Annotated in this window: 19 protein-coding genes; 8 read left to right on the top strand and 11 right to left on the bottom strand. The window is 70.4% G+C overall.

The window, feature by feature from the left end; translation table 11 throughout:
* The first annotated feature begins 607 nt into the window (after nucleotides 1-607).
* Nucleotides 608-2,236 (top strand): alpha/beta hydrolase, encoded by a 1,629-nt coding sequence (locus tag ACFYYJ_RS08455; protein ID WP_389129940.1) that lies wholly within the window; start codon nucleotides 608-610, stop codon nucleotides 2,234-2,236.
* A gap of 172 nt (nucleotides 2,237-2,408) precedes the next feature.
* Here the strand turns inward: ACFYYJ_RS08455 and ACFYYJ_RS08450 are convergent, their stop codons facing one another.
* Nucleotides 2,409-3,023 carry a CGNR zinc finger domain-containing protein gene (locus ACFYYJ_RS08450; protein ID WP_385362865.1) on the bottom strand — a complete coding sequence of 205 codons (615 nt, stop codon included), beginning with the start codon at nucleotides 3,021-3,023 and terminating at the stop codon, nucleotides 2,409-2,411.
* A 103-nt stretch (nucleotides 3,024-3,126) separates the two neighbouring features.
* Between ACFYYJ_RS08450 and ACFYYJ_RS08445 the strand changes: the two genes are divergently transcribed.
* Nucleotides 3,127-3,975 carry an SDR family NAD(P)-dependent oxidoreductase gene (locus ACFYYJ_RS08445; protein ID WP_389129936.1) on the top strand — a complete coding sequence of 283 codons (849 nt, stop codon included), beginning with the start codon at nucleotides 3,127-3,129 and terminating at the stop codon, nucleotides 3,973-3,975.
* A 715-nt stretch (nucleotides 3,976-4,690) separates the two neighbouring features.
* On the opposite strand, the gene ACFYYJ_RS08440 is transcribed toward ACFYYJ_RS08445, so the two are convergent.
* Entirely contained in the window at nucleotides 4,691-4,933 is a 243-nt protein-coding gene (locus tag ACFYYJ_RS08440; RefSeq protein WP_385362869.1) for a hypothetical protein, read from the bottom strand.
* 679 nt (nucleotides 4,934-5,612) lie between these two features.
* Entirely contained in the window at nucleotides 5,613-6,137 is a 525-nt protein-coding gene (locus ACFYYJ_RS08435) for a peptidylprolyl isomerase (RefSeq protein ID WP_385362873.1), read from the bottom strand.
* Between the two features lie 785 nt (nucleotides 6,138-6,922).
* On the opposite strand from ACFYYJ_RS08435, the gene ACFYYJ_RS08430 reads away from it, so the two are divergent.
* Complete coding sequence (locus ACFYYJ_RS08430) at nucleotides 6,923-7,345, top strand: ester cyclase (protein WP_389129931.1); 423 nt, start codon at nucleotides 6,923-6,925, stop codon at nucleotides 7,343-7,345.
* A gap of 19 nt (nucleotides 7,346-7,364) precedes the next feature.
* On the opposite strand, the gene ACFYYJ_RS08425 is transcribed toward ACFYYJ_RS08430, so the two are convergent.
* From ACFYYJ_RS08425 to ACFYYJ_RS08395, 7 genes are all read right to left on the bottom strand, one after another.
* Entirely contained in the window at nucleotides 7,365-7,577 is a 213-nt protein-coding gene (locus tag ACFYYJ_RS08425) for a hypothetical protein (protein ID WP_389129928.1), read from the bottom strand.
* A 564-nt stretch (nucleotides 7,578-8,141) separates the two neighbouring features.
* A complete protein-coding gene (locus tag ACFYYJ_RS08420; RefSeq protein ID WP_389129925.1) occupies nucleotides 8,142-8,681 on the bottom strand; it encodes a hypothetical protein in 540 nt (179 codons plus the stop codon).
* A 206-nt stretch (nucleotides 8,682-8,887) separates the two neighbouring features.
* A complete protein-coding gene (locus ACFYYJ_RS08415; protein WP_389129922.1) occupies nucleotides 8,888-9,196 on the bottom strand; it encodes a hypothetical protein in 309 nt (102 codons plus the stop codon).
* A gap of 824 nt (nucleotides 9,197-10,020) precedes the next feature.
* A complete protein-coding gene (locus ACFYYJ_RS08410) occupies nucleotides 10,021-13,833 on the bottom strand; it encodes a CHAT domain-containing protein (protein WP_389129919.1) in 3,813 nt (1,270 codons plus the stop codon).
* Nucleotides 13,834-13,845: 12 nt separating this feature from the next.
* Nucleotides 13,846-15,828 (bottom strand): caspase family protein, encoded by a 1,983-nt coding sequence (locus ACFYYJ_RS08405; RefSeq protein ID WP_389129916.1) that lies wholly within the window; start codon nucleotides 15,826-15,828, stop codon nucleotides 13,846-13,848.
* A gap of 746 nt (nucleotides 15,829-16,574) precedes the next feature.
* The gene (gene bla, locus ACFYYJ_RS08400) at nucleotides 16,575-17,498 is read right to left on the bottom strand and encodes a class A beta-lactamase (RefSeq protein WP_389129913.1); all 924 of its coding nucleotides are present in this window, start codon (nucleotides 17,496-17,498) and stop codon (nucleotides 16,575-16,577) included.
* Nucleotides 17,499-17,735: 237 nt separating this feature from the next.
* Complete coding sequence (locus tag ACFYYJ_RS08395) at nucleotides 17,736-17,900, bottom strand: hypothetical protein (protein WP_389129910.1); 165 nt, start codon at nucleotides 17,898-17,900, stop codon at nucleotides 17,736-17,738.
* Between the two features lie 90 nt (nucleotides 17,901-17,990).
* On the opposite strand from ACFYYJ_RS08395, the gene ACFYYJ_RS08390 reads away from it, so the two are divergent.
* Nucleotides 17,991-19,151, top strand: a complete 1,161-nt coding sequence (locus ACFYYJ_RS08390) for a copper resistance D family protein (protein ID WP_389129907.1) — start codon at nucleotides 17,991-17,993, stop codon at nucleotides 19,149-19,151.
* Nucleotides 19,152-19,315: 164 nt separating this feature from the next.
* Here the strand turns inward: ACFYYJ_RS08390 and ACFYYJ_RS08385 are convergent, their stop codons facing one another.
* The gene (locus ACFYYJ_RS08385) at nucleotides 19,316-19,777 is read right to left on the bottom strand and encodes an ArsI/CadI family heavy metal resistance metalloenzyme (RefSeq protein WP_389129904.1); all 462 of its coding nucleotides are present in this window, start codon (nucleotides 19,775-19,777) and stop codon (nucleotides 19,316-19,318) included.
* 83 nt (nucleotides 19,778-19,860) lie between these two features.
* Between ACFYYJ_RS08385 and ACFYYJ_RS08380 the strand changes: the two genes are divergently transcribed.
* The 4 genes from ACFYYJ_RS08380 to ACFYYJ_RS08365 are packed head-to-tail and all read left to right on the top strand — an operon-like array spanning nucleotide 19,861 to nucleotide 21,942.
* Nucleotides 19,861-20,247 (top strand): ArsR/SmtB family transcription factor, encoded by a 387-nt coding sequence (locus ACFYYJ_RS08380; RefSeq protein WP_389129901.1) that lies wholly within the window; start codon nucleotides 19,861-19,863, stop codon nucleotides 20,245-20,247.
* Complete coding sequence (locus ACFYYJ_RS08375; RefSeq protein ID WP_389129898.1) at nucleotides 20,244-21,020, top strand: aquaporin; 777 nt, start codon at nucleotides 20,244-20,246, stop codon at nucleotides 21,018-21,020. Before ACFYYJ_RS08380 ends, ACFYYJ_RS08375 begins: the two co-directional genes overlap by 4 nt.
* Nucleotides 21,017-21,436, top strand: a complete 420-nt coding sequence (locus tag ACFYYJ_RS08370; RefSeq protein ID WP_389129895.1) for an arsenate reductase ArsC — start codon at nucleotides 21,017-21,019, stop codon at nucleotides 21,434-21,436. The genes ACFYYJ_RS08375 and ACFYYJ_RS08370 overlap by 4 nt, the downstream gene beginning before the upstream one ends.
* Nucleotides 21,437-21,468: 32 nt before the next feature.
* On the top strand, nucleotides 21,469-21,942 hold the full coding sequence (locus ACFYYJ_RS08365) for a GNAT family N-acetyltransferase (protein WP_389130498.1): 474 nt from the start codon (nucleotides 21,469-21,471) through the stop codon (nucleotides 21,940-21,942).
* The last annotated feature ends 335 nt before the right edge of the window (nucleotides 21,943-22,277 follow it).

Genomic DNA, 22,277 nt, shown 5'->3' with positions numbered 1-22,277 from the left:
CCTCGCCGCCGAGGGCCTGGTCGCCACCACCATGTTCATCTCCAGCTCCGTCCGCGACCTGGCTCGGATCGCCACCGAGATCGTCCTTTCCGGCTCCGAGTACGGGGAGTTCTTCGCCCGCGTCGTCCAGCCCGACCGGTTCCCGACCCTCGCGTCCCTGATGGCCCCGGGCGCCGTGGAGGACGACGGAGACGTCAAGCCCGCCCTCGACTTCGGCCTCGGCCTCGTCCTCGACGGCCTCCCACCGGAGCCGGCAGGGCTGCGGAAGCGGTCGGCTCCCCGGCCGTGCGCAGCCAGGCCGTCCCTTCCGCCGCACCAGTACGGCGTCCAGGACGTCGCGGGAACCCCGCACTCCTCGCCCGTCCTCGCATGCGGGACAGCAGTGAGTACCCACAGAGGTCACACACGGCGGAGGCCTCGCTTCCGGTGCTCAGAGCACCACTCTTCACCACAAGAGGGAAGGAATGATCTCGGCCAGGTGTCCGGATTTCAGGTGGTACGCGCGGCGGACACAAGATCATTCTTGCGGATGATCCGGTCTGATCCGCTCGCCCAACACAGTGGATGCGCAAGCGATTTCACCCGACGATCGAACGGGGCCACGCACTTGAAACGTCTCGCACGGCTGCTCGCCACCTCCGGACTCCTGGCCACTGCCCTTCCCGGACTGGCGGCGCCATCGGCCTCCGCCGCCCCGACCCCCGCGTACCAGCGACAGACGCCGGCCTGGCACCGCTGCAGCCCCGATCGGCCGGAGGCGTACGAGTGCGCCACCCTCAAGGTGCCGCTCGACTACCGACGCCCCGATGGGCGCACCCTGGACCTCGCGATATCCCGGATGAAGAGCGAGAATCCCGCCAAGCGGCGTGGCGTGCTCCTCCTCAACCCGGGCGGCCCCGGGACCTCGGGTCTCTACCGGCCGATGCGGGCGAATGCCGAGATGCCCAAGGACGTCCGCGACCGCTACGACCTTATCGGCTTCGACCCGCGCGGCGTCGGCGAGAGCAGCCCGATCGGCTGTGGTGATCTGAGCGAAGCGGAGGTGGGCGTCGGCGGGGCGTATCGGCCAGAGACCTTCGCCTCGGACGTGTCCTGGGCGCGCGGAATCGCCGACAAGTGCCGTGAGAAGTCGGGCGATGTGATTCCGTACATCACCACCCGCAACACGGCGCGCGACATGGATGTCATCCGCGCCGCACTGGGTGAGCGGACGGTCTCGTACCTGGGCTACTCGTACGGGACGTACCTCGGCGCGGTGTACTCCCAGATGTTCCCGGAGCGCACCGACCGGTTCGTCCTGGACAGCGGCGTGGACCCGGGGCGCGTCTGGCGCGGCATGATCCAGGCGTGGGGAACCGGAGCCGAGCCCGCCTTCGAGCGCTGGACGCGGTGGGCGGCGGAGCGCTCGGACGACTATGGGCTCGGCACCACGCCCGAGGCGGTCTCCGCCACCTTCTGGGCGCTGGTGGCGCGGGCCGACCGGGACCCGATCATCCACTACGGGGAGAAGATGACGGGTGACGACATCAGGGCCGACCCGTCGCTCTTCTTCGATCCCCACGCTGCCTCGGTCGTCGTCAGGTCCATCAAGGCATCGGCCGACAAGGCGCCCCAGCCGCCGGGTGGCGGCACCGCTCCGGGCGGCACCGGTCCGGGCGCGAGCGGGAAGGGCGTCGACAGGAAGGGGGCCGGCGCGCAGTCACCGCTCGGCGGCGTCCGAGCCGCCGGCCCGGGCGTCGACGCGGGAGGGGCGTCGGACGCTCCGGACGCCACTCCCGCCGGCAACGCCACCGCCGTGTACTGGGCCGTGGTGTGCGGGGACACGGACAGTTGGCCCCGCGATCCGGAGCAGTACGCGCGGGACGCGGCGCGGGACAAGGTGAAGCACCCGCTGTACGGGGACTTCGCGTCGAACATCAAACCGTGCGCCTTCTGGCAGCGGCCGCTCGAGCCCGCCACACCCATGAAGACCCGGGCCGATGTCCTGACCGTGCAGAACGAGTGGGATCCGATGACCCCGCTCGAAACCGGCCAGGGGCTGCACCAGGCACTCAAGGGGTCACGCATGGTGCTGGCGCTGGGGGGTGAGGGGCACGGTGTGTACCTCTCCAACCCCACAGCCTGCGCCAACACACCCGTCAACGCGTACCTGTCGACGGGACGACTGCCCGGAAAAGACGTGACCTGCCACAACCCGCCGCCCACCCCGGATCCGGAGGGTGCCGGAGCCCGCTGACGGAAGCGCCCGCCCCCCCTCGGAGTGACTGCCGAGGGTGGCGGCGATCCCGTGCGCACCGAAGGCGGTGGTGAACCCGGCGTCGCACAACGGCCACATCCTGCGACCTGGGGCGGGGTTCCGACCCTGGCCACTGCCGGGGCGCCCACCCTCCCTCCCGGGAGGGTGGGTCTCACGCCTCGGACGACGGCGTACCACCGCCGTCGCGCTGCCGCCGGCGGTGCTTGCGCATGGACACCTGAGAGCCGCAGCCGGTACTGCAGTACAGCCCTCCCCCGTTGCGGGTGCGGTCGAAGAAGCCGAAATGGCACGGGGGGTTCCGGCACGCCTTGATGCGCCCCCAGTCGCTGCTCTGGGCAAACGTCGTCACCGCGGCCAGTACGGTTCCGAACACGCGCGGCACCCCCGTCTGCGGCGAGGCCAACTCCACACCGCCGGCCGTGACGACCGTCGCCAGCGGGTAGAGCGAACCCACGCGCCGCAGGTGCCGCTCGGCACGCAGCAGCGGCTCACCCAGGCTTTCCTCGTCGCCCGAGTGCGCGAGGAGCACGGTCACCAGGGCATCGCGCAGCTCGCGCGCGACCGCGGCGTCAGCGTCGGTCGCCACGGTTTCGCCATTGAACTCCTCACGCTCCGCCAGCCATGCCGCGAACGACTCCCCGTCCCCGAACAGCTCTCGGCGACCCGATCCGTCCGCGCGCGTGTTCACGAACCCGAGAACCGTCTCCACTGTTGGCGTGACGGTGCGCGGGCCGGCTTTGGGTGATCCGGCCGGAGTAGCGATCATCCTCCAACACTACATCAGCATAGGGGGCTCTAACTCAGCTAGTAAGCAACCATCCAGTCACCCTCGCTTGACCTGTTGCGAGCTAACGGCTTACGGTCGCAACATGAACACGACAGCAAACCACCAGGCCCACCTCCGAACTTGGCTGATCACCGGCGCGACGTCCGGCATCGGCCGCGAGCTGACGCTCCAGGCACTTCAGAACGGCGACACCGTCGCGGCCGTCGCCCGCGACACCTCCCCTCTGGACGAACTGGCGCAGGCGCACGGTGAGCGCCTGCTCCTCCTCCGGGCAGACGTACGTGACGAGCAAGCCGTCCGGGATGCGGTGGAGGGCACGCTCGCGCGCTTCGGCCGTATCGACGTGGTGGCCAACAACGCGGGATACGGGCTGTTCGGAGCCGTCGAGGAGGCCTCCGACGCGCAGGCTCGCGCCGTGTTCGACACCAATGTCTTCGGCGTCCTCAACGTGCTCCGCGCGACGCTTCCGGTGCTCCGCGCCCAGAGCTCCGGGCACATCCTCCAGGGCTCGTCGGTCTATGGGCAGTACGCCCATCCCGGCGTGGGCCTGCTGGCTGCCACCAAGTACGCGGTCGAGGGGCTGTCGGACGCGCTCGCGGCCGAGGTCGCGCCGCTCGGCATCAAGGTCACCATCATCCAGCCCGGGATGACCGCGACCCCCTTCCTCGCCAACCTCGATGTCGCAGCCGGTCTGGTCGACTACGACCGGACCGTCCGCGAGGTCCAGAAGGGCATAGGAGAGCTGCCGCCGTCCGCGTTCTCCGCCGCGGCGCGCATCGCCGAAGGCATCCGGACCGCGGTCGACAGCCCCAACCCCCCGCTGCGCCTGGCCCTCGGGGCCTCCAGCGCGACGGCCATGCGCCCCGCCCTGGAGGCACGCATCGCAGACCTGGACAGCTGGCAGCACGCAACCGACGCCGTCGACAGGTAGCGAGCCACGAACCCCGCTGGCATCGACCACGGTCGCCCGACCGCCGGCCCGGGATGGGCACCGCCGGGTGGAGATCCCTGGGGGCAAGTCTCGGCGTCAACTCCGCCCGCAGGCAGTCGGAAAGCTCTTCCTCTTCCAGCTCCCGCGCGCCTCCCCCTCAGGGAAGGGGCCGCGATCGCGGTGCCAAGCGGCCTGTCGCCGGCCTCGCCGGCGCGGGCCGCGCACGCGTCCACACCACACCCCAGGCTGGTACCGCCGCGGACACCTCGCGTCGCCCTCCCCGGTCTTGCGTGAGCGGGGCGGCGACCGGGGGAAGTGCGACGCACACCCCCTCGCGTCCGCGGCTGCCGCCAAGGGGCGCCTGGGATCCAGCTTGGGGTGGTTGCCGATCAGGGACAACGGCCGCCCGCCGCCTCGCTGTTGTGAGCACCGCGTACGAGGACAACCCGCTGATGGGTGAGGTCTGCAGCGGTACTTCCGGTTACCTCCTCCTGGGGCTGGACCTGTGGGAGTCCCCCAGACCTCGCCGAAGGAGACGGTCCGTCCCGTGTCGGCGAACCCTAGCGCCGGACCATTGGAGCTTGATCGGCATACCGCTGGTCAAGACTTGCCGATCCCGTAAGAAATCCGGTCTTGCCGAGCCCCTTGCCAGAGGCGTGGCGCTTCGTAACTGCCGTACGGCCGGCCCCGTGTCGGCCCGGGGCGACCGGGTGGGTCAGTAGCGGACCCAGAGAGTGATGATGTCCGGGCGGCTAGGGCTGAAGGGCTCGCAGAAGAAGATGGGGCCCCAGATGTTGTAGCCGGCCCGGCCCGCGGCCACGCATTCGGTGTACGAGGCGTGGTTGCTGCGGGCGTAGAAGCCGGGGCCGGGGGCAGCCTCGGCGACGCCCGCGGCGCCGAGCGCGAGGGCTCCGGCGGTGACGGCGGTGGCGAGTGCGGCTGCTGTGCGGCGGTACATGTCATGTCCTCCTGAAAATGCCGGGGATGCCCGGCAGAGTGCCTGACGATGCGATGTGGTGCGGTACGTGCAGGCTGCGCAGCCGGACCTGAACGTACCGTCACGAACCAGGCCGCACAATAGGTCTAGGCCAATACGCCGCGTTCCCGTCTGCGCTCTCTCACATCCATGACGGTGAGCCCCGACTCCGGTACCAGACTCTGCCCCTGCGCCAACACACAGCACCTCACTGTCCCTCACCCCACTGTCACGGAACCGAGAGAGCGCAGCGGGCGGCGAGCGCGGTGGCTGTGCGGCCGCGGGCGACGGCTCGTCCGGTGGCCGTCGAGTTCCTGCTCCGCCGCGAGGCCACTCGCCAGGACGCCGGAGCCGGGGGCGTGCTCGGCTGCCTGGGCGAGCCCGGCTCGAACGGCGGGGTGAGGACCACTCGGGGTTGGCCTCCTCCACCGCCGCTCCGAGCCGGGCAACGACAGCCTCTCCCGGTCCGGTAGGCGGCGCCTGGCGGATACGGCCAGTGGGCCCTGCCGAATCAGGCGCCAGCAGATGACGACAACCGTGAAACGACAGACACCTGCACCGGACCGGCGGCACGCCGCCCGTTCGTCGCCGCCGCTCAGCGCCCCGGAGGTGGCTGCGCGTCCTTGGCGCCGGCCGATGCAGAGTCTGTGACGCCCATCAGTCAATCCCGGCAGGACGGCCGGACGCGGAGCAGCTCGGTCCGCAGCACAGGTGTGCCGTCGATCGGCGCCGGCTCCTCCGTGGTCGGCTTGATGCCTCCGGCGGCAACCTTGTCGAGTGTCGTGAGGCCGTCGGCGTCGACCGTGCCGAACACCGTGTAGTTCGGTCGCAGTGCGGAGTCGCCGTAGACGACGAAGAACTGTGAGCCGTTCGTGTCGGGACCTGCGTTGGCCATGGCCAGCAGGCCTCGTCCATAGAGACGGCGCGTGCCGGTCGGATCGGTCGGTGCCGGTGGCAGGTCGACCGGCAGCTCGTCCTTGTACTTGTAGCCGGGTCCGCCCTCACCGGTACCGGTCGGGTCGCCGCACTGCAGGACCTTGAGCGTCGGGTACGCCGTCAGGCGGTGGCAGACCGTACGGTCGTAGAACCCGTGCCGTGCCAGGTGCAGGAAACTCTGGACCGTGCACGGCGCCTTCGCCCGGTCCAAGTGCAGCGGGAGCGTGCCCTGACTGGTCGCAACGGCCATGTCGACCGTGCCACGACTGGGGGTGCGCCGCGGATCGGGCGGCAGCGGAACAGAGCGCGCCGGCGGCTCGTCCGGGGTCTGTGTGTACTGGCAAGGGCCGTGAGTGGTCCGCGGCGGAGCTCCGTCGGAAGCGGTGGCGACACTCCCCCCGGACACGACTAACGCCACGGCCGCGAATGCGCTGATCAGTGCTCGTTTCATCTCGCACGCCCTCTCGAAGAACGTCAGGTCCTCAAAACCGTCGCAGTCTAGGGCGCGGGTTAGGTCCGCGGGAATGGTCAACGGCAGGAGGCCGGCGCATCCGCCCTCGAGGTCCTCGCCCTCCAGTTCGACGTCCTCGCTCGACGGAGCCACTGGCGTGCATGTGGGCGTCGGCCGCACCACGGGCTCCACCCCGCCCACACGTGCCTCCGCCATCCACGTCCGGACCGCCCGCACCGTCACCCCCGCAGCCTCCGCCATCCGCGCATTAGCGACGACACGGACCCCGCACCCTGATCCACCGCCAACAACCCACGCCCCCGTCGGCAAGAAGGTCGCCCAGGGAAAGCACGACACCCAGGCCCTGCTCCGCCTCGCCAGGCGCCGGGCCGATGTCCTCCTCATCATGCTCGGGGACGGAACTTTCCACGAACCGCGGCCTGTTCGGGTGGTCGCTCCGCAGAGCTGGGGCCTGTTGCGAAAGTGCTGGTCACAACTGCTTGATCGGGGTGGGAACGGAGCCTTGCGGCATGCGAGTAGTCTCGCTCTGACCGTCAAACGATCAGAGGGGGGCGACCACCGTGGTGGACGACTACAAGAGAGTGATTGTGGGCTTCTTCGAGGCGGTGAGTGACCGTCGGCTGGGAGACCTGCCCCAGTTCATGGCGCATGATGTCGTGGACCACAACAAGATCATCCATGGTGAGGTCGACGAGCCGGGAGCCGCATTCGAAGGTCTGCGTCAGCAACTGGCCGCGTTCGACCCACTTACCATCCGGGTGGATGAACTGATTGGCGAGGGAGACCGGGTGGTCGCGCGGGTCACCCAGCGCGGCGTCCACGGTGGTGCCCATCCACGCATGCCTGAGCCGACCGGCCGGAGCTTCGAGAATGAGGCCATCTGGATCTTCACCGTGGCTGCGGGGAAGATCACCGAGATTCGGGCGGTAAGCGACCGTCTCGGCCTGTTCTTCCAGCTCGGCTGGCAGTGGCCACAGGCCGAATAGGGTCGTCCGAAAGTGCTGGTCACAGCCATTCGTTGATGGCTGCGACCAGCACTGTCGCTTCGTAGCGGACGGCGAGTTCGTCGTACCTGGTGGCGACGGCCCGGTGGCGCTTGAGCCGGTTGATCCCGCACTCGACCGCGTGCCGCTGCCTGTAGCCGTCCTTGTCGAACTTCGGCGGTCGCCCACCGCGCGAGCCGCGTTTCCCCCGGTTGCGGACCCGGTCTGCAGGCACCGGGATGGTGGCCTTGATTCCGCGTCTGCGCAGTTAGGAGCGGTTATCGCGGGAGTCGTGTGCCTTGTCGGCCCGCACCCGGTCCGGACGCTTACGCGGCCTGCCAAGCCCGAGCCGGGGAACCCGGATCGCTTCCATAACCGGCCCGAACTGCGGTGAATCGCCCCGCTGCCCGGCCGTGATCACCACGGACAAAGGCTTCTTCCCCCGGCTCGACCGCGAGGTGGATTTTGCTGGTCAGCCCGCCGCGGGAGCGTCCCAGGCCGTAGTCGGCAGGCTCGACCGCGATCCCGCCGGGCGGCTCCTTCGGGAGATCCCCTTTTCGCCGCCCCGGCGGCGTGCTGGTGAGCCCGGCAGACGGTGGAGTCGACGTTGACGTCCCAGGTCATGAGCGGCAGTTGGACCGGGATGGCATCAGTGCATGGGGACGGCCCGCAGCCCTTGGGGCCGCGGGCCGTCGCGTCAGGCAGCGGAGAGATCAGCCCGCCTCGGCTTCGGCGCCGGCCCGATTGTTGGCGCCGGTGGCCGATGACAACGGTTTCTGCGCCGCCCAGCCGACTCGGATCACTTACCCGCCTTGATCCAGAACGTCTCCATCGGCAGGCCACGACCCGTGGTGCCGATCTCCATGACCAGCCAGTTGTTCACGAAGAAACTGGGTCCCGGCAGCCAGCCGACGTTCCTGACGTAGGCATTGCCGTCCGGGCTGTTCGTGGTCGTGTCGAAGTAGACCCGCATGGCTTCCATCGGGTTGTACAGCCCGGTGGTTCCGGTGGTGCCGATCTGGATCTCGTGGTTGTTGCTGGCGCACTCGTAGTGGTCGTCCCAACCGTAGTTGGACCGGTGAGCCTTGGCGCAGACCTTGAAGACGTCGCTCGGGGCGTTGACGTGGATACGGACCGCTTCGATGTTCAGTGCCTGACCTCGGGTGCCCGCCCATTCACCGTCGCACTTCCAGTCCATCCAACCGATGTTTTGCACGTGTGCCTGGTAACAGATGAAGCCCGTGGGCGAGGACTGCGCGCCGGCCGGAGTGGCCCCGGCGCCGAGGGCGGCAGCCGTCATCGAAAGTGCGGCGAGTGTGCGTGTCGCGTGCTTGAGCATGGTCTTTTCCCGTGCGTGGTGTGTGGCCGGTGCGGATGGACGAACGCGGACCGGAGTCCTCACGGCTCCTTGATCACCCTAGCGCGCGGGCCGAAATGTGCGGCCAACTACCGCTGTCCGTAGCGCGTTTCCCACCCGCCCGAGCGGTTCTCTTGGTTACACGCGGAAAGACACCTCATGCGATTGACGGGTCAAGCCGATCTTGGTCATCCAGCTGCAAAGGCGGCCAGCAGGGTGTCCGCCCGGACTTCCAGTTCGGGCGTCAGAGTTCCCCGCACGGCCACCATGAGCTCATCACCGCCGACCGCGCGGGCAAGCCCCACCTCGACCTGTCGATGCTCGCCAACCAAGGAATACGAGTACCAGCCGTCGGGCCGCTCGTCGTCGGTCGCTTCGACCGCCAATGCCACCGTCTCCCAGTCGGTGGCATCGAACCCGTAACCCACGTACTGCGACAGCAACTCCAGGAACGACCGCAGGTTGCGCTCCCAAATCCATCCACCGACTTCTGCCATAGCTCCCCCTCCGCGCCCAGAAAGGACAGCCTGCCATGGGCCGATGCCGATGGCTCAGCGATCGCACTGCTGCGACAGGAGGGGGAACACGACCGCTTCATCGTATGGAGCGCGCGCACGGAGACAGTGGTGAGCTGGCCGAGCATCCGGGTCAACAGGTGCCTCAGGGCCTGCATGTGCCAGTCCTCTCCCTCACGGCGACGACCGTCGTCGGCGTCCGCGCCGGTGCAACCGCCGAGGCAGATGGAGCCTGTCTCTTGGAAGTGCGGTGGGCAGGGTCATGCAGGCTGGATCGACAACCTGTGTCGGCGTCGGCGGCATAGTGCGAAACGTCTCACCTCGCGGCGTCAAACGGACTGGCCTTGGCGGTCGGCCGCTGTACTGGGCTCTGGCCCTCGGTCAGGGCCGAGCCCCCATGAGAATCGCAGCGAGGTGCGGTGCGGCCTGGTAGGCGATGGCGAGCTTGTCGGCTGCATGGCCAGGCCACGCCACTGCCTGATGCGATTGATGCATCGCTCGAAACCAGCACCGACCCGAAACCTGACCCGCCTCGCCTGCCTCCTACGCCAAGCCGCCATCAACGCCATCACCGCCATCCTCGACAGCACCGACGCATCACCAGAACCAGAACCAGCCTGGAAGCCATCACTGGCCGCGTCCTTGAGCCGCCCCGCTCACAGTCGCGTACGGGCGGAGTCGTGATGGCCGTGGGATACGTACGGCGGGTCCCCTGCGGGCTGCCGGTCGTTTCGGGGCTCCGCCGCTCGCGGATGAGGAGCGGGCGGTGCGGCGCTTCGTCGTTCGCGTCGCTGGCGGCCGGAGGGTCAGCGTGCCGGGTCGTCGCTGACGCCGCCGAGGAAGCCGGCCGGCATCGGGCCCGGGTCGCCCTGGCAGATGAACGCGCCCCAGTAGTAGGGATCGGGCCTGCGGGCGCGCATCGCCAGTCGGGCCGCGCGGAACGCGGCCCCGCGCGGCTCACCCTCCTTCAGGCGGCTGTAGAAATCCTCCATCAGCTCCTGCGTCTCCCGGTCGGGGACCTGCCACAGGCTCATCACCAGGGTCCGTGCGCCGGCGATCCCCACCGAGCGGCGCAGTCCGTACACGCCCTGCCCGACGGAGACCTGGCCGCGCCCCGTGTCGCAGGCCGACAGGACGACGAGCTCGGTGCCCGACAGGTCCATGGTGGCGAGGTCGGCCGCGGTCAGCAGCCCGTCCTCCGCGAGTTCGGGCAGGCGGCCGCGGCGCAGCCAGGTGTTGGCGCCGGCGAGGGCGAGCCCGGAGTTGAGCAGGGGCGCGGGGAAGGCTCCGAGCGCGCGCCCGTCGCTCTGCCGGACGCGGCCCTCCGGCGGCCGGTCGTCGTCCAGGAAGTATCCATGCGAGGCGATGTGGAGGACGACCGGGGAGCGCTGCTGCTTGAGCGGCCCCTCGATGGCGTCGGCACCGAGCCACGCCTCCACGCCGAGCAGGGCGGCCACGTGCCGGCCCTCGTCGTGCGTTCCCGGCAGCCGGGCGAAGCGGAGGCCGGCAGCACGTCGCCGGTCCGTGTCGCCTTCCGGGGGATGCCGGTCGGTGGTCGCATCGAGGGCGAGGGCGAGGTCGTAGTCGGGGTCGGCGATCACGACCGGGGGCCCGGCCGGTTCGGGCGCGCTCCGTTGGGCGGGGGTCAGGTCGCGGCCGGTCGTCAGGTAGGCGATCTCCCTGGCGTCGATGACGAGGCGGCCGTCGTCGAGGGGCAGGACCTCGAAGGGCAGGGTGTACAACTGGCCGTCAGGAGCGACGTACCACTGCGTGAGGTCGTCGATCCCCAGCGGGTCCAGCAGGGCCTTGCGCAGGTCGGCGGCGGCCTTGTCGGCCGCCCCTGCCGCTTCCTCGTCCGCAGGGGTCCTTTCGGGGTCGATGTCGCGGGCCCGTCCGCCGCGGGTGATGGCGCGGCGCAGCACCGCGATGTCCGCGTCGACGCGGTCGGCCGGACCCAGGTCCATCAGGCGGACGTCCTCGTCGCCATCGGGCGTGACGACGAACGCGTAGTACCGGGTGGGTCCCCACCGCGATCCGCCTTCGGCCTCGACGGCCGTCCCGTCGAGGGTCGGGACGCACAGGAACTCGACGAGCGCCGCCCCTTCCGGGAGCCGGGACCGGACGGCCTCCAGGGTGACCCGCGGCAGCACCTCTGCCAACCATCCGTCGCCGGGGAAGAGGGTGCGGACCTCGGATTCGAGCTGGTCACGGATCCCCATGAGGGACCCGGCCCGGGCCACGTACGCGATGATCCGTTCCTTCCACTCCTCTTGGCTCAGGTCTCCCTGTTCTGGCCGCCCCTCCATCATGTGCGCGTGCAGTTCCCGATGAGCCTGCTGAAGTCTCGGATACATCCCGGACCGCATGTTCCGCGCGTAGGCGTCGGCCACTTCCCCGATTCGGGCCGGCTCGGGCATCTCGCCGCTCTCGATGGTCTGCGCGAGCGCGTCGAGCCTGCTCCGCACGTCATCGCCGTCGTGCTGTCCGGTGTGGATCTCCTCGCGCCTGCGGACGAATTCGGCCTCGGCGACGATGCCCTTGCGCCGCCAGACGATCTCCAGCAGCCGTGACAGCAGAGCGGGCGACTGAAGCCCGGGCCTGCCGAGGATGTTCAGCAGCGCGGCGGGCTGGTGGATCACGACGGCGTGGACTCCCGCCACCATGGACCTCTCCTGGAGGAGGCCGTCCCTGTGCCGCTCCGCCGTCAGCAGGACCTCGATCGCGTCGCGTTCGCGTCCCGTCGCCACGAGAGCCGAAGCGAGCCCCTCCAGCAGCTCGGCGTGCGCCGTCTGCCTCCGTTCCGTGCCGGTGTCCTCGCCCATCAGCTCGAGCGCCCGGCGGAAGAGGCGCTCCGCGCCGTCCCACTGGCCCTTCGCGAGCCGGACCTTCGCTCGCATGCCGACGATGGCCGCGACAGCGGGAGCGTGGTCGCCCAGCGCTTCCTCCGTCAAGCGCAGGCCGGTCTGCAAGAGCTCGTCGGCGTCGTCGTAGCGCCGCTGCTCGAAGCGGCAGTTCGCCAGTGCGGTGCAGGCCTGCGCGTAGTGCTCGTTGTCGCGACCCGCGTGGTGTTCGATGAGGTCCATCGCCTGGCGCAGGCTGCGCTCCGCGTCGTCGTACCGCTCGTCGTGGGCGTCGACCGAGGCCGCGGCGGTGAGCATCAGCGCGTGTTCGAGGGAGTCCTGCAGGCCGGCGGAGCAGTGCAGCTCGACCGCCTCCTGGGCGTAGCGACGGGCGAGGTGGGTGCTCCCGGTGTCGAGGAGGAGCTTGGCGTAGTTGAGCTTGGTGATCGCCAGATCGGCGCCCGACTGGCGGCCCACGAGGTACTGGTACCCGCGCAGCGCCTCCCCGAGCCGGCCGGCGAGCTTGTGGGAGACCGCAAGTTTGGCCGCGGTGTCGAGAGCGACGGGGTCGTCGAAGCCCAGCCTGTGGTGGTCGATCACGAGGGCCAAGCGGTACTGCTCGGCACTGTCGGAGTACCGGCCCAGCCGGTGGTACAGAGCACCGAGCTGTTTGAGGCGCGCGCCGTACTCCAGCGAATCGGCGCCTTTCATGCGGCTGACGATCTCGGCGATCTCGGTTACCAGTGGCTCGGCCGCATCGAGCCTTCCCCTGCCCTGGAAGAACTCGACGAGGCCGTCGACCATGGCGATGTACCGCGGGTCATCGGTTCCGAGGAGGCGGCGCCGGAGTTCCACGGCCTCTTGGTAGCACCGTTCCGCCTCTGCGTGCTTGCCGAGGTTCGCGCACACCAGCGCCAGATGGCCCAAGCAGGTCGCGTACGAGGGGTGCTCGGCTCCTACCGCCTCGGCGAAGGCCGCCAGCGCCTGGCGGAAGAGCCATTCGGCGCGTTCGTTCTGTTCCTGCCCCATCTTGGCCTGGCCGAGGTTGTCGAGGACGACGGCGTACGACTGGCCCGATGCCCCGTCGAACAGCAGCGCCTGATGCAGGGCGGAGGTCAGGAGCGGCTCGGCCCGCGCGAAGTCGCCGGTCGCCAGGTAGGCCGTGGCCAGGTCGTTCAGACTGCGGGCGGTCTCGGGGTGGTAGTCGCCGTGGTGGCCGACGACGAGGGCCAGCACGAGGTCGGCGATGTGGATCGACTGCTGGTGGCCGTCCGTGGACCGGAGGTAGTGGAAGGTGTTCCGCAGGCGCTCGACCTCTTGGTCTGCCTCGGGCGCCGCCCCGCTCCACTGGTCGACCAGGACCGTGTCCATCAACGCGATCTGGGTTTCCATGCACTCGACGTCCAGGTCGAGGCACTGGCGCAGAAGCCGGCGTCCGGCGTCCAGGTCACCCGTGGTGATCAGGTGTGCTCCGGCGTAGCACAGCGCCTGGCACTGCTGCAGGACACCGTCCGCTTCGGCCATGACCTCTGTGGGGTCCCGTCGGCCCATGGTGACGTCCATGAGGGCGCACTGCCAGGGTCCGGCGGCGGCCGCGTACACGGCCTGCGTGAGCGCCTCGCTGGGCGACATCCCCATCCGGCGCGTGCTGATGAGGAGGATCTGCGACATCCCCAGGCCGGCGCCCTCCTTCAGGATGCCCAACGCGCTCCTGGCCGCGGTGAGGTAGTCGCGTCGTACGAAGGCTTGCAGACACTGCTCGAACGGTTCGTGGTCCACGTCGTCTCCGGTCTATCGCTGAGGGGCTGCGGGGCCGGGGCCGCCCGGAATCCGCGTGGTGACCTCGAAGGCCTTGACCGCCCAGTCCAGGGCCACGGGCGGCGCCGGATCGGCGTCCCGCTGCACCGCGAGCAGGCCGAGCCGGTCCAGGACCCCGGTGACGCCGCGCCGCCCGGCCCGGGCCGACGCCCGGGGCGTCTCGCGGAGCCGGGGCAGCGCGAACAGGTCCGAGCCGAACGGCTCCTCCGCGACCAAGAGCACCAGCCAGTCGGTGCTGCGGGCGCCGGGCTCGACCGGCTCGTCGGGAGGCAGGGCCAGGGTGACGGGTGCGCCGTTGCCCGCCTGAGCCGTCCAGTGGGCCGCCACGTACTCCCCGGGGAAGAGGTCCGCGTGCATGCGGTACCGGTCGGTGAGGTCGAGCAGAACGCAGAACAGCTTCCGATCCGTGGTGTTGCGCAGCCGCATGAACACCGAGGGCGGCTTCCATCCCGTACCGGTCCAGGTGTAGGCGAAGTCGAGGTCCCGCACCGGTGCGGGGGCGCCTTCGTGGGGCAGGCGCCGGGAGCCGGGCGGCGCCGGGAACAGCTCGAGGCGGACCGCCTCCTCCAGCGCCGGAGAGGCGCTCTCCAGGTTGCGGACCTGGAGCCAGCGGGCGATGTGCTCCAGGTCGCCGGCGGTCTGCCGGACGCCGTGTTCGTCGGCGGGGACCGGGGAGGCCAACGGCCTGTCGTCGAGGCCGGTGACCTGGATCGAGCGGCCGTCGTCGGCCTGGCGCACCCGCAGCGCGAGCCGGGACGCGGAGCCGTCGTCGGTGGGCGGGATCAGGCGGATGTGGGGCGAGGGGCGGCCGCCGGGGCCGGTGGTGCGGACGGTCTCGGTCAGGCGCAGCAGGAGGTCGGGTTCGGCCCGGACCGACACGGCGACCGGGGGAAGCGGAACGTCGGTCAGGACCATCTCGTACTGCCGGTCCTTCTCGGGTGTCCAGCCGACAGGGGTCACGAGGCTGCACTGGGTGAGCACCTCGGCGACGTGTACCTCCCGGAAGGGCGCGGTGCGGTGCACCCCGAACCGCGAGCCGGTGACGATGCCGTGCACGGCACCGGCGTCCACCTCCCACTGCCCCCACAGGTACCGCAAGGTGATGCGGGTGGCACGCGGCCGCAGCGCCCCGCCGAAGACCTCGCGGTCGGGAAGGTCGCCGATCGCCTCCAGGTGCGGCACCTGCCTCAGGAGCCGGCCCTCGACCCGGCACCGGGCGTGGCCGAGCACCTGCCGGTAGGTGGCATCTGGGCCGAGTCGGGTCAGGGCGTGGCCGAGGGCCTCGGTGAACACACCGTGCCAGCCGTCGGGGAACTGCCCCTCGTTGGCCACTTCCCACTCGTCGCACGCGGAGAAGGCCACGTGCCCGGGTAACTGCGCGCCGGGAGCAGGACGGGACGGGTCCGCGACCGCGGCGGCCAGCTCGGGCAGCAGATCGCCGAGATGGGGCGGGGCCTCCTCCAACCGCGGCGCGCACCGCGGGGTCAGGCCCGGCGCCGGTGCTTCACGCATCGCGCTTCGGGAGTGGCAGGCGTCCATGACCGTCACGAGGGCGGCGCCGGTGGCGAGCACCTCTTGGGCCAGGACCGCGAGTTCCTTGTCGTACAGGTCCGGGGCGCCGGCGCGGCTGTCGTGGCACACCAGCGTCTGGCACATCCCGGCGCTCTCGGCGTAGGGCATACCTTCCGGCATCGGTGCCGTCGAGCCGTGCCCGCTGTACCAGAACAGAGCGGTGTCGCCGGGGCCGAGACCGCCGAGGTGGCCGCGGAACGCCTCGACCATCCCGGCCCGGGTGGCCTGCTCGTCGCAGAGCCTCTCGACGACGAGGTCTGCGGGCGCGATCCGGTCGCGCAGCAGCCGCTCGGCGAGCTCGACGTCGTTCACACAACCACGCAGGTTCAGGCGCGGAAGCCTGTAGGTGTCGATCCCGACCAGCAGGGCGTGGACCTTGGGCATCGAGCAACTCCTGTCCGGGCGGTCTCGTATCGCGGTGCCTGTCCTGGTCACGAACGGGCGCCGCCGTTCGTTCCCGGGCCCGGGGGCGCACGAGCGCACATCCACGGCGCACGCGCGCCGTCGCGCTCGGGGCGGCTCCTCGCCGAGCGCGGATTCGGCAGGGGCCAGGAGGTGCGGACGTTCCCGGCGGCACAGGTGTGGTCGCCGGACGGTTGGGGCGCTCGTCAATGGCGACACGAGCGCATCGGCTGCCCAACACAGAGCCGAGGAAGCCCTGCGCAAGGCGGGCCACCCCGTACTCGGCGTCATGGGCGACCTGGACCGCCGCACCCCCGAGGAACTCCTCGGGGGCACGACCTCGAAGCCGGCTTCCACGCGACGTCACCGTACGAAAGAGGCCCTGGTCGGGGAGCGGAGCGGGCAGCAGGACGCGCTCGCCGGACTCGGGGTCGAGTGGGCGAGACACGCCACCTCGCCCGTCGTTGAGGTGGGAGGTCGGCGAGGTGGAGGCCCCGGGACGTCGTAACCCCGGGGCTCCGTTCGTGCGTCTGTGAGGTGCGGCGCTCAGGCCGCCCCTCCACGCGAACACCCGGTGGCTTCGGCTGGTGGTGACCACTCTCGTCCCGGCTGCCCTCGTCCGCCTCCACCGCGGAGGCAAACCCATCGTCGTCACCTGCCCCGCCGAGACCGGCTACCCCTCCCACCCCGACTCGCGCCCGGACGGCCCGTCACGCAGCCGGAGCGGCTCAGCCCAGGACGGCCTCGCCGAGCAGACGAGCCGTGTCGGCGACGAGCTTGCTGTCGTTCGGCCCCTGCGGTGCCTCCGGCCTGGTCGTCAGCACCGCCATCACCACCGGCACACCGTCCGGGCTCCAGACCACGCCCACGTCGTTGGCGACGCCGTACGCGTTGCCGCCGCCGGTCTTGTCGGCCAGCCTCCAGCCCGGCAGGCCCTCCTTGAACCGCTGCGTGTTGGTGGTGTTGGCGAGAAGCCAGTCGGTGAGCCGGTCCCTGTCCGTGCGGGCCAGTGCGTCGCCGAGCACGAGCCGGGTGTAGGTCTCACCGATGGCGCGCGGGCTGGTGGTGTCCTCGGTGCGCCAGGGTTCGGCGGAGTTCAGGGCAGGTTCCCAGCGGTCGAGCCGGGTGACGCGGTCGCCCAGGGATCGGGCGAAGCGGGTGATCGCGGTCGGCCCGCCCAGCTCGCGCAGGAGCAGGTTGCCCGCGAGGTTGTCGCTCTGGCTCACTGCGGCCGCGCACAGGGCCTCGACCGTCATCCCGTCGGCCACGTGGTCCTTGGTGACCGGGGCCCACTCGGCCGCCTCTACCTCGGCCGCGGTGTAGTGGATCCGGCGGGCAAGGAACTCCCCGTCGCGGTCGAGGTCCCGCAGGACGGCCGCCGCGGCCAGCGGCTTGAACACCGAGCAGACCGGGAAGAGCTCCTGCGCCCGGTTGACCACCGTGCGGCCCGTTAACAGATTGCGGGCGTAGACGCCGATGCGGGCGCCGTGCTCCCGTTCCATGTCCCGCAGCCGGCGCAGGGTGCCCGGGCCGACGCCCGGCCGGCTGTCCGCGGACGCCCGGCCGGCGACACCGAGGCCGAGGGCGGCCAGGCCTCCGGTACCGAGGGCCAGGACCGTACGCCGGGACGGACCGCTTGCCACGCGCTTCACATCGTCTCCTCACTGTTGATCATCGCTACGGGAGGAAACACGCGAACCGCCCCAGGACGGTTGCACCCACCCGCAACGCCGAGACGGGACCGGCCCCGAGGCGTCCACGGAGGGCGGGTTCGGGGCTACGCGTGGCGGCGGTCGCCCGTTGCGGGCCAGGCGCGGACGGTGAGGGTTGGCGAGGGAGGCTCGGGTGCCCGAACTCCGGGCGAAGAGGGATGCCGGCAAGGCCACGCATCACATCTGGAAGGCGTCCTTCCACTCCGGACGCCCTTCAGCCCAGCCGTTCAAGGCGGCGATCACCCTCTCCTGAAAGATCGTCCGGGTCTGGTAGTGCTCCGCTGCGGTCCCATCACGAAATTCCAGCTGATAGGTGTTGTCATCCCTCAGCCACACCTGCACGTATCAGTCGCCGTCCGCCCCATCGTCGACGCGCTCGAAGAGGCAACCACCTGTCTTCACATTACCTTTATTTAGGTTAGCCTCACCTATATGATTCATGCTGACCTCGCTGCGGCTGCGGCCTACACCACCCCTCCCCTGTGGAGAGTCCTGACCAAGTCCGGCTACTTCATCGGCTTGTGCGGCGCCATCGGCTCCACCATCACCTACGCCGCAGCGGTCCGCCCGGCGCTGCGCGCGCCGCAGGCGCAGGAAACGGACGCGGCAGCGCTGCGACGACGCACCGCGCTCTACCTGGCCTGGGCCGGGATCGTGCTGCTGGTGGCCGGATACTTCCAACTCGCCGCCCGTGTTGCCCGCGCGGGCAAGGGCATGGCCTTCGGCGACGCGCTCGCCCCGGAACGTATCGCCGACTTCCTCCTGGCCCCTGCGGCCAAGGGTGCCTGGGTGGCGCAGGGCACCATCTACATCGCGCAGAACGTCGTCCTCGTACTGGCGTCCCTCGCGCTGGTCTCGCTCTTCACCGGCAGGGCCCGAAACCGGCTGGACGCCATCGCCCTGACCGCGCTGCCGCTGTCGGTCGCGATCTCGCTCGTCGGGGCGATCCCGGCCACCACCCCCGACGCGGACCGCGTGCTCGACCTCGTCTTCGCGCAAGCACACATCATCGGCGGCACGGTCTGGATCGGTGGCCTCGCCGTGCTGGTCGGCCTCGCCGGCGCCCGCCCGCAGCTGAGCGAGGACGCCGGCCTGCCCTGGGCGGACATTTGGAGACGCTTCAGCCTCGTCGCCCTGATCTGCGTCGCCGCCGTCATGATCTCCGGCTTGTGGATGTCCTGGAAGCACGTGGGCAGCATCGGGCAACTGTTCACGACGACGTACGGCGTCTTCCTCCTGATCAAGATCCTGTTGGTGCTCGGCATGGTCGCGGCCGGCGCCGCCAACCAGTTCTGGCTGATGCCCCGTATCACCCGGGCCCGCCAAGCGGACGAGAAGGCCTCGCTCCTCCACCTGACGCTGAGCCACTTCCCGAAGGTCGTCTGGGCGGAGGTCGCGCTCGGCGCCGGTGTACTGGCCATCGTCCCGTTCCTCACCGGATCGGCCCGCGAGCCCGGCAGCCCCGCCCCTGTGGCGACCGGGAGCATCCTCGCCGTCGGCGGGGCCCTGGCCCTCACGCTCATCGCGTCGCTCTACATCACCGCCAAGACCTCCGACGCCCTGGCCCGACGCCAGGCCCCACTCGCTCCCTGACCCGACACCCCATCGCCCCGCTCCACTGTGGCTGTGGTTGAGGTTGAGGTCGTTGTCCTGGTTGTGGTCGGTGGCTTTCATCGTGCGCCGACTTCGCGAGGGCGAGCCGGCGCTTACCCCTCCGGGCCCCCGAAAGCCCCAGGCAGTGGCGAGTCGCGGGGACGCTAGGCCGGGCTGATGGTCTGCGCGTCGGGGGTACAGCAGCCAGTACTGCCGCAGCAGGCATCCGGCGCGCTGTCAGCGCTCTTGCCGAGTGTGTCGGCGTCGGCCTTGACGACGTAGACCTCCCACGGCTCCTTGCCGGGGCCGGTGACCCACACCTTGTCCTGGATGGCGTAGCAGCAGGAGGTGTCGTTCTCCTCGAAGGTGGCCAGGCCCGCGTCCTTGAGCCGGGTGGTGGCTGCGGTGACGTCCTCGGTGGAGGCGACTTCGACGCCGAGGTGGTCCAGACGGGTGTCCGCGCCGGCCTCACCCTCGATGAGGACGAGCTTGAGCGGGGGCTCGGTGATCGCGAAGTTGGCGTACCCCTCACGACGCTTGGCCGGCTCGGTGTTGAAGAGTTTGGAGTAGAAGGCGATCGAGGCTTCGAGGTCGGCTACGCGCAGGGCGAGCTGAACACGGGACATGGCGGTCTCCCAACGACTTGCATCGATGTCTGTCGATACAAGTCGACCTTGCCCCCAGGATCGACGGCTGTCAATATTGAGGAATGTCGAAACACTCTGGTCTGCCGGTGCTCGGGCAGGACGACGAAGCCGCGGCCTGCTGCGCGCCCATGGTCCGCGAGCCGCTCGGCGAGGAGGCCGCGGCCGAGCTGTCGCGGATGTTCAAGGCGCTGTCGGACCCGATCCGGCTGCGGCTCCTGTCGCTGATCGCCTCCCACGAGGGCGGCGAGGCATGCGTGTGCGACCTCATCGGCCCCTTCGACGTCTCCCAGCCGACGATCTCCCACCACCTGAAGGTGCTGCGCGAGGCGGGGCTGGTCGGCTCCGAGCGGCGCGGAACGTGGGTGTACTACTGGGTGCTTCCCGAGGCGTTGGCGAAGCTGTCCGCGTTGCTCGAGATCCCCGCCGTGTCCGCGAAGACCCCAGTGTGAGCGCGCCCGCGCCGCTGCTGCGGCGGGCGGCAGTCGAGGGATTGGGGACGGCGGGGCTGGTCGCGGTGGTGGTCGGCTCGGGGATTCAGGCCACCGAACTGACCCAGGATGTCGCGACTCAGCTGCTGGCCAACTCGCTCGCCACCGTCTTCGGCTTGGGCGTGCTCATCGCGTTCCTGGGTCCGGTGTCGGGGGCTCACTTCAACCCCGCGGTCACCCTCGCGGCCTGGTTCGGCGGCCGCCGCGACGGCGACGGTCCCGCCCTGCCCGACGTTGGCGCGTACGTTCCCGCCCAGATCGCCGGGGCGATCCTCGGCGCGGTGTTGGCCGACGCCATGTGCGGCAAGCCACTGGTCGCCTTCTCCACCCATGAGCGATGGGCCGGGCACCTGTGGCTGGCGGAGGTCGTGGCCACCGCCGGGCTGGTCTGGCTCGTCTTCGGCCTGGCCCGCGCCGGCCGGGCGCACCTGGCGCCACTGCTGGTCGCCTCCTACATCGGGGCGGCGTACTGGTTCACCTCGTCCACCTCCTTCGCCAACCCCGCCGTCACGATCGGCCGGGTGTTCACCGACACCTTCGCCGGGATCTCCCCCGCCTCCGTGCTGCCGTTCCTCGCCGCCCAACTGGTCGGTGCCGCGGCCGGTCTGGGCCTGGTCACCGTCTGCTTCGGCCGCCCGCCCGCCGCGGACCAGGACGAGGTCGTCGTCTCCCAGACCGGGCAGCAGCCCGTCGCCCCCGCCCGTTCCACCGAAGAAAGCGCGCTGGCCCGATGAGCACCTCCGCCACCCCGTCCGTGCTGTTCGTCTGCGTGCACAACGCCGGCCGCTCCCAGATGGCCGCCGCCTTCCTCACCCACCTCGGCGGACCCCGCATCGAGGTCCGCTCCGCCGGATCCGCCCCCGCGGACACCGTGCACACGGCCGTCGTCGAGGCCTTGGCCGAGGTCGGCATCGACATCTCCACCGAGACCCCGAAGGTCCTGACCACCGAGGCGGTGCAGGCCTCGGACATCGTGATCACCATGGGCTGCGGCGACGCCTGTCCCTACTTCCCCGGCAAGCGCTACCTGGACTGGCAGCTGGAGGACCCCGCCGGACAAGGCGTCGCGGGCGTCCGACCCATCCGCGCCGAGATCGAGCAGCGCATCCGCGGCCTGCTCGCCGAACTCGGCATCGAGCCCACGGCGTGACGGCCACGGAGAACGGCGTGCGCACCGCGGCGATGAGGCCGGAGCACGCCGAGCAGGTCCTGGCGATCTACCAATTCGGCATCGACGAGGGGAACGCCACCTTCGAGACCACCACCCCGACCTGGCAGGCCTTCGACAGCGCCAAGTCGCCCGCCCACCGCATGGTCGCCCTCGACGAGGCGGGCCGGGTCCTGGGCTGGGCGGCCGTGGTGCCGGTCTCGGACCGGTGCGCGTACGCCGGAGTCGTCGAGCACTCCGTGTACGTCCACCCCGACGCCCGCGGCCTAGGCGTCGGACTGACCCTGCTGACCGTGCTGCTCGCCTCCACCGACGCGGCCGGCATCTGGACCGTGCAGTCCGGCGTCTTCCCCGAGAACACTGCCAGCCTCGCCGTGCACCAGCGCGCCGGCTTCCGCGTCATCGGCACCCGTGAACGCATCGGCCGACATCACGGCACCTGGCGCGACGTCACCCTCGTCGAACGCCGCAGCCCCACCATCACCTGACCACCCACACGTCCAGGCCAAAGCTCACCCGCGCTCCCATTCGGCGACGGCTCCGTCCGCCGGTTCCGGCGTGCACACCCTCGTCAAGACCCCGGTGACCGCCGACGGGCCCGGTCCCGGCTCCACGCGAAGCCGCCCGGGCCTCCTGCTCAGGATTCCTTGCCCGCCAGGATCCGGTCGGCAAGGTGGTGCGGACACATCGCCGCGTGCCACGTGACCGTCAGCTGTCCCTTGTGGGCCGCCAGCGTGGGCACAGCCCCAGCTCCGGGGCGTGCCTGGCAGTTGGAGCAGACGATAATGCGCGGTGGAAGTACAGACACCGACCGGCCCCCCTC

It is taken from the genome of Streptomyces sp. NPDC002467, assembly GCF_042889825.1.
Classification (GTDB): Bacteria; Actinomycetota; Actinomycetes; order Streptomycetales; family Streptomycetaceae; genus Streptomyces.
This window is presented reverse-complemented; position numbering and strand designations above follow the sequence as displayed.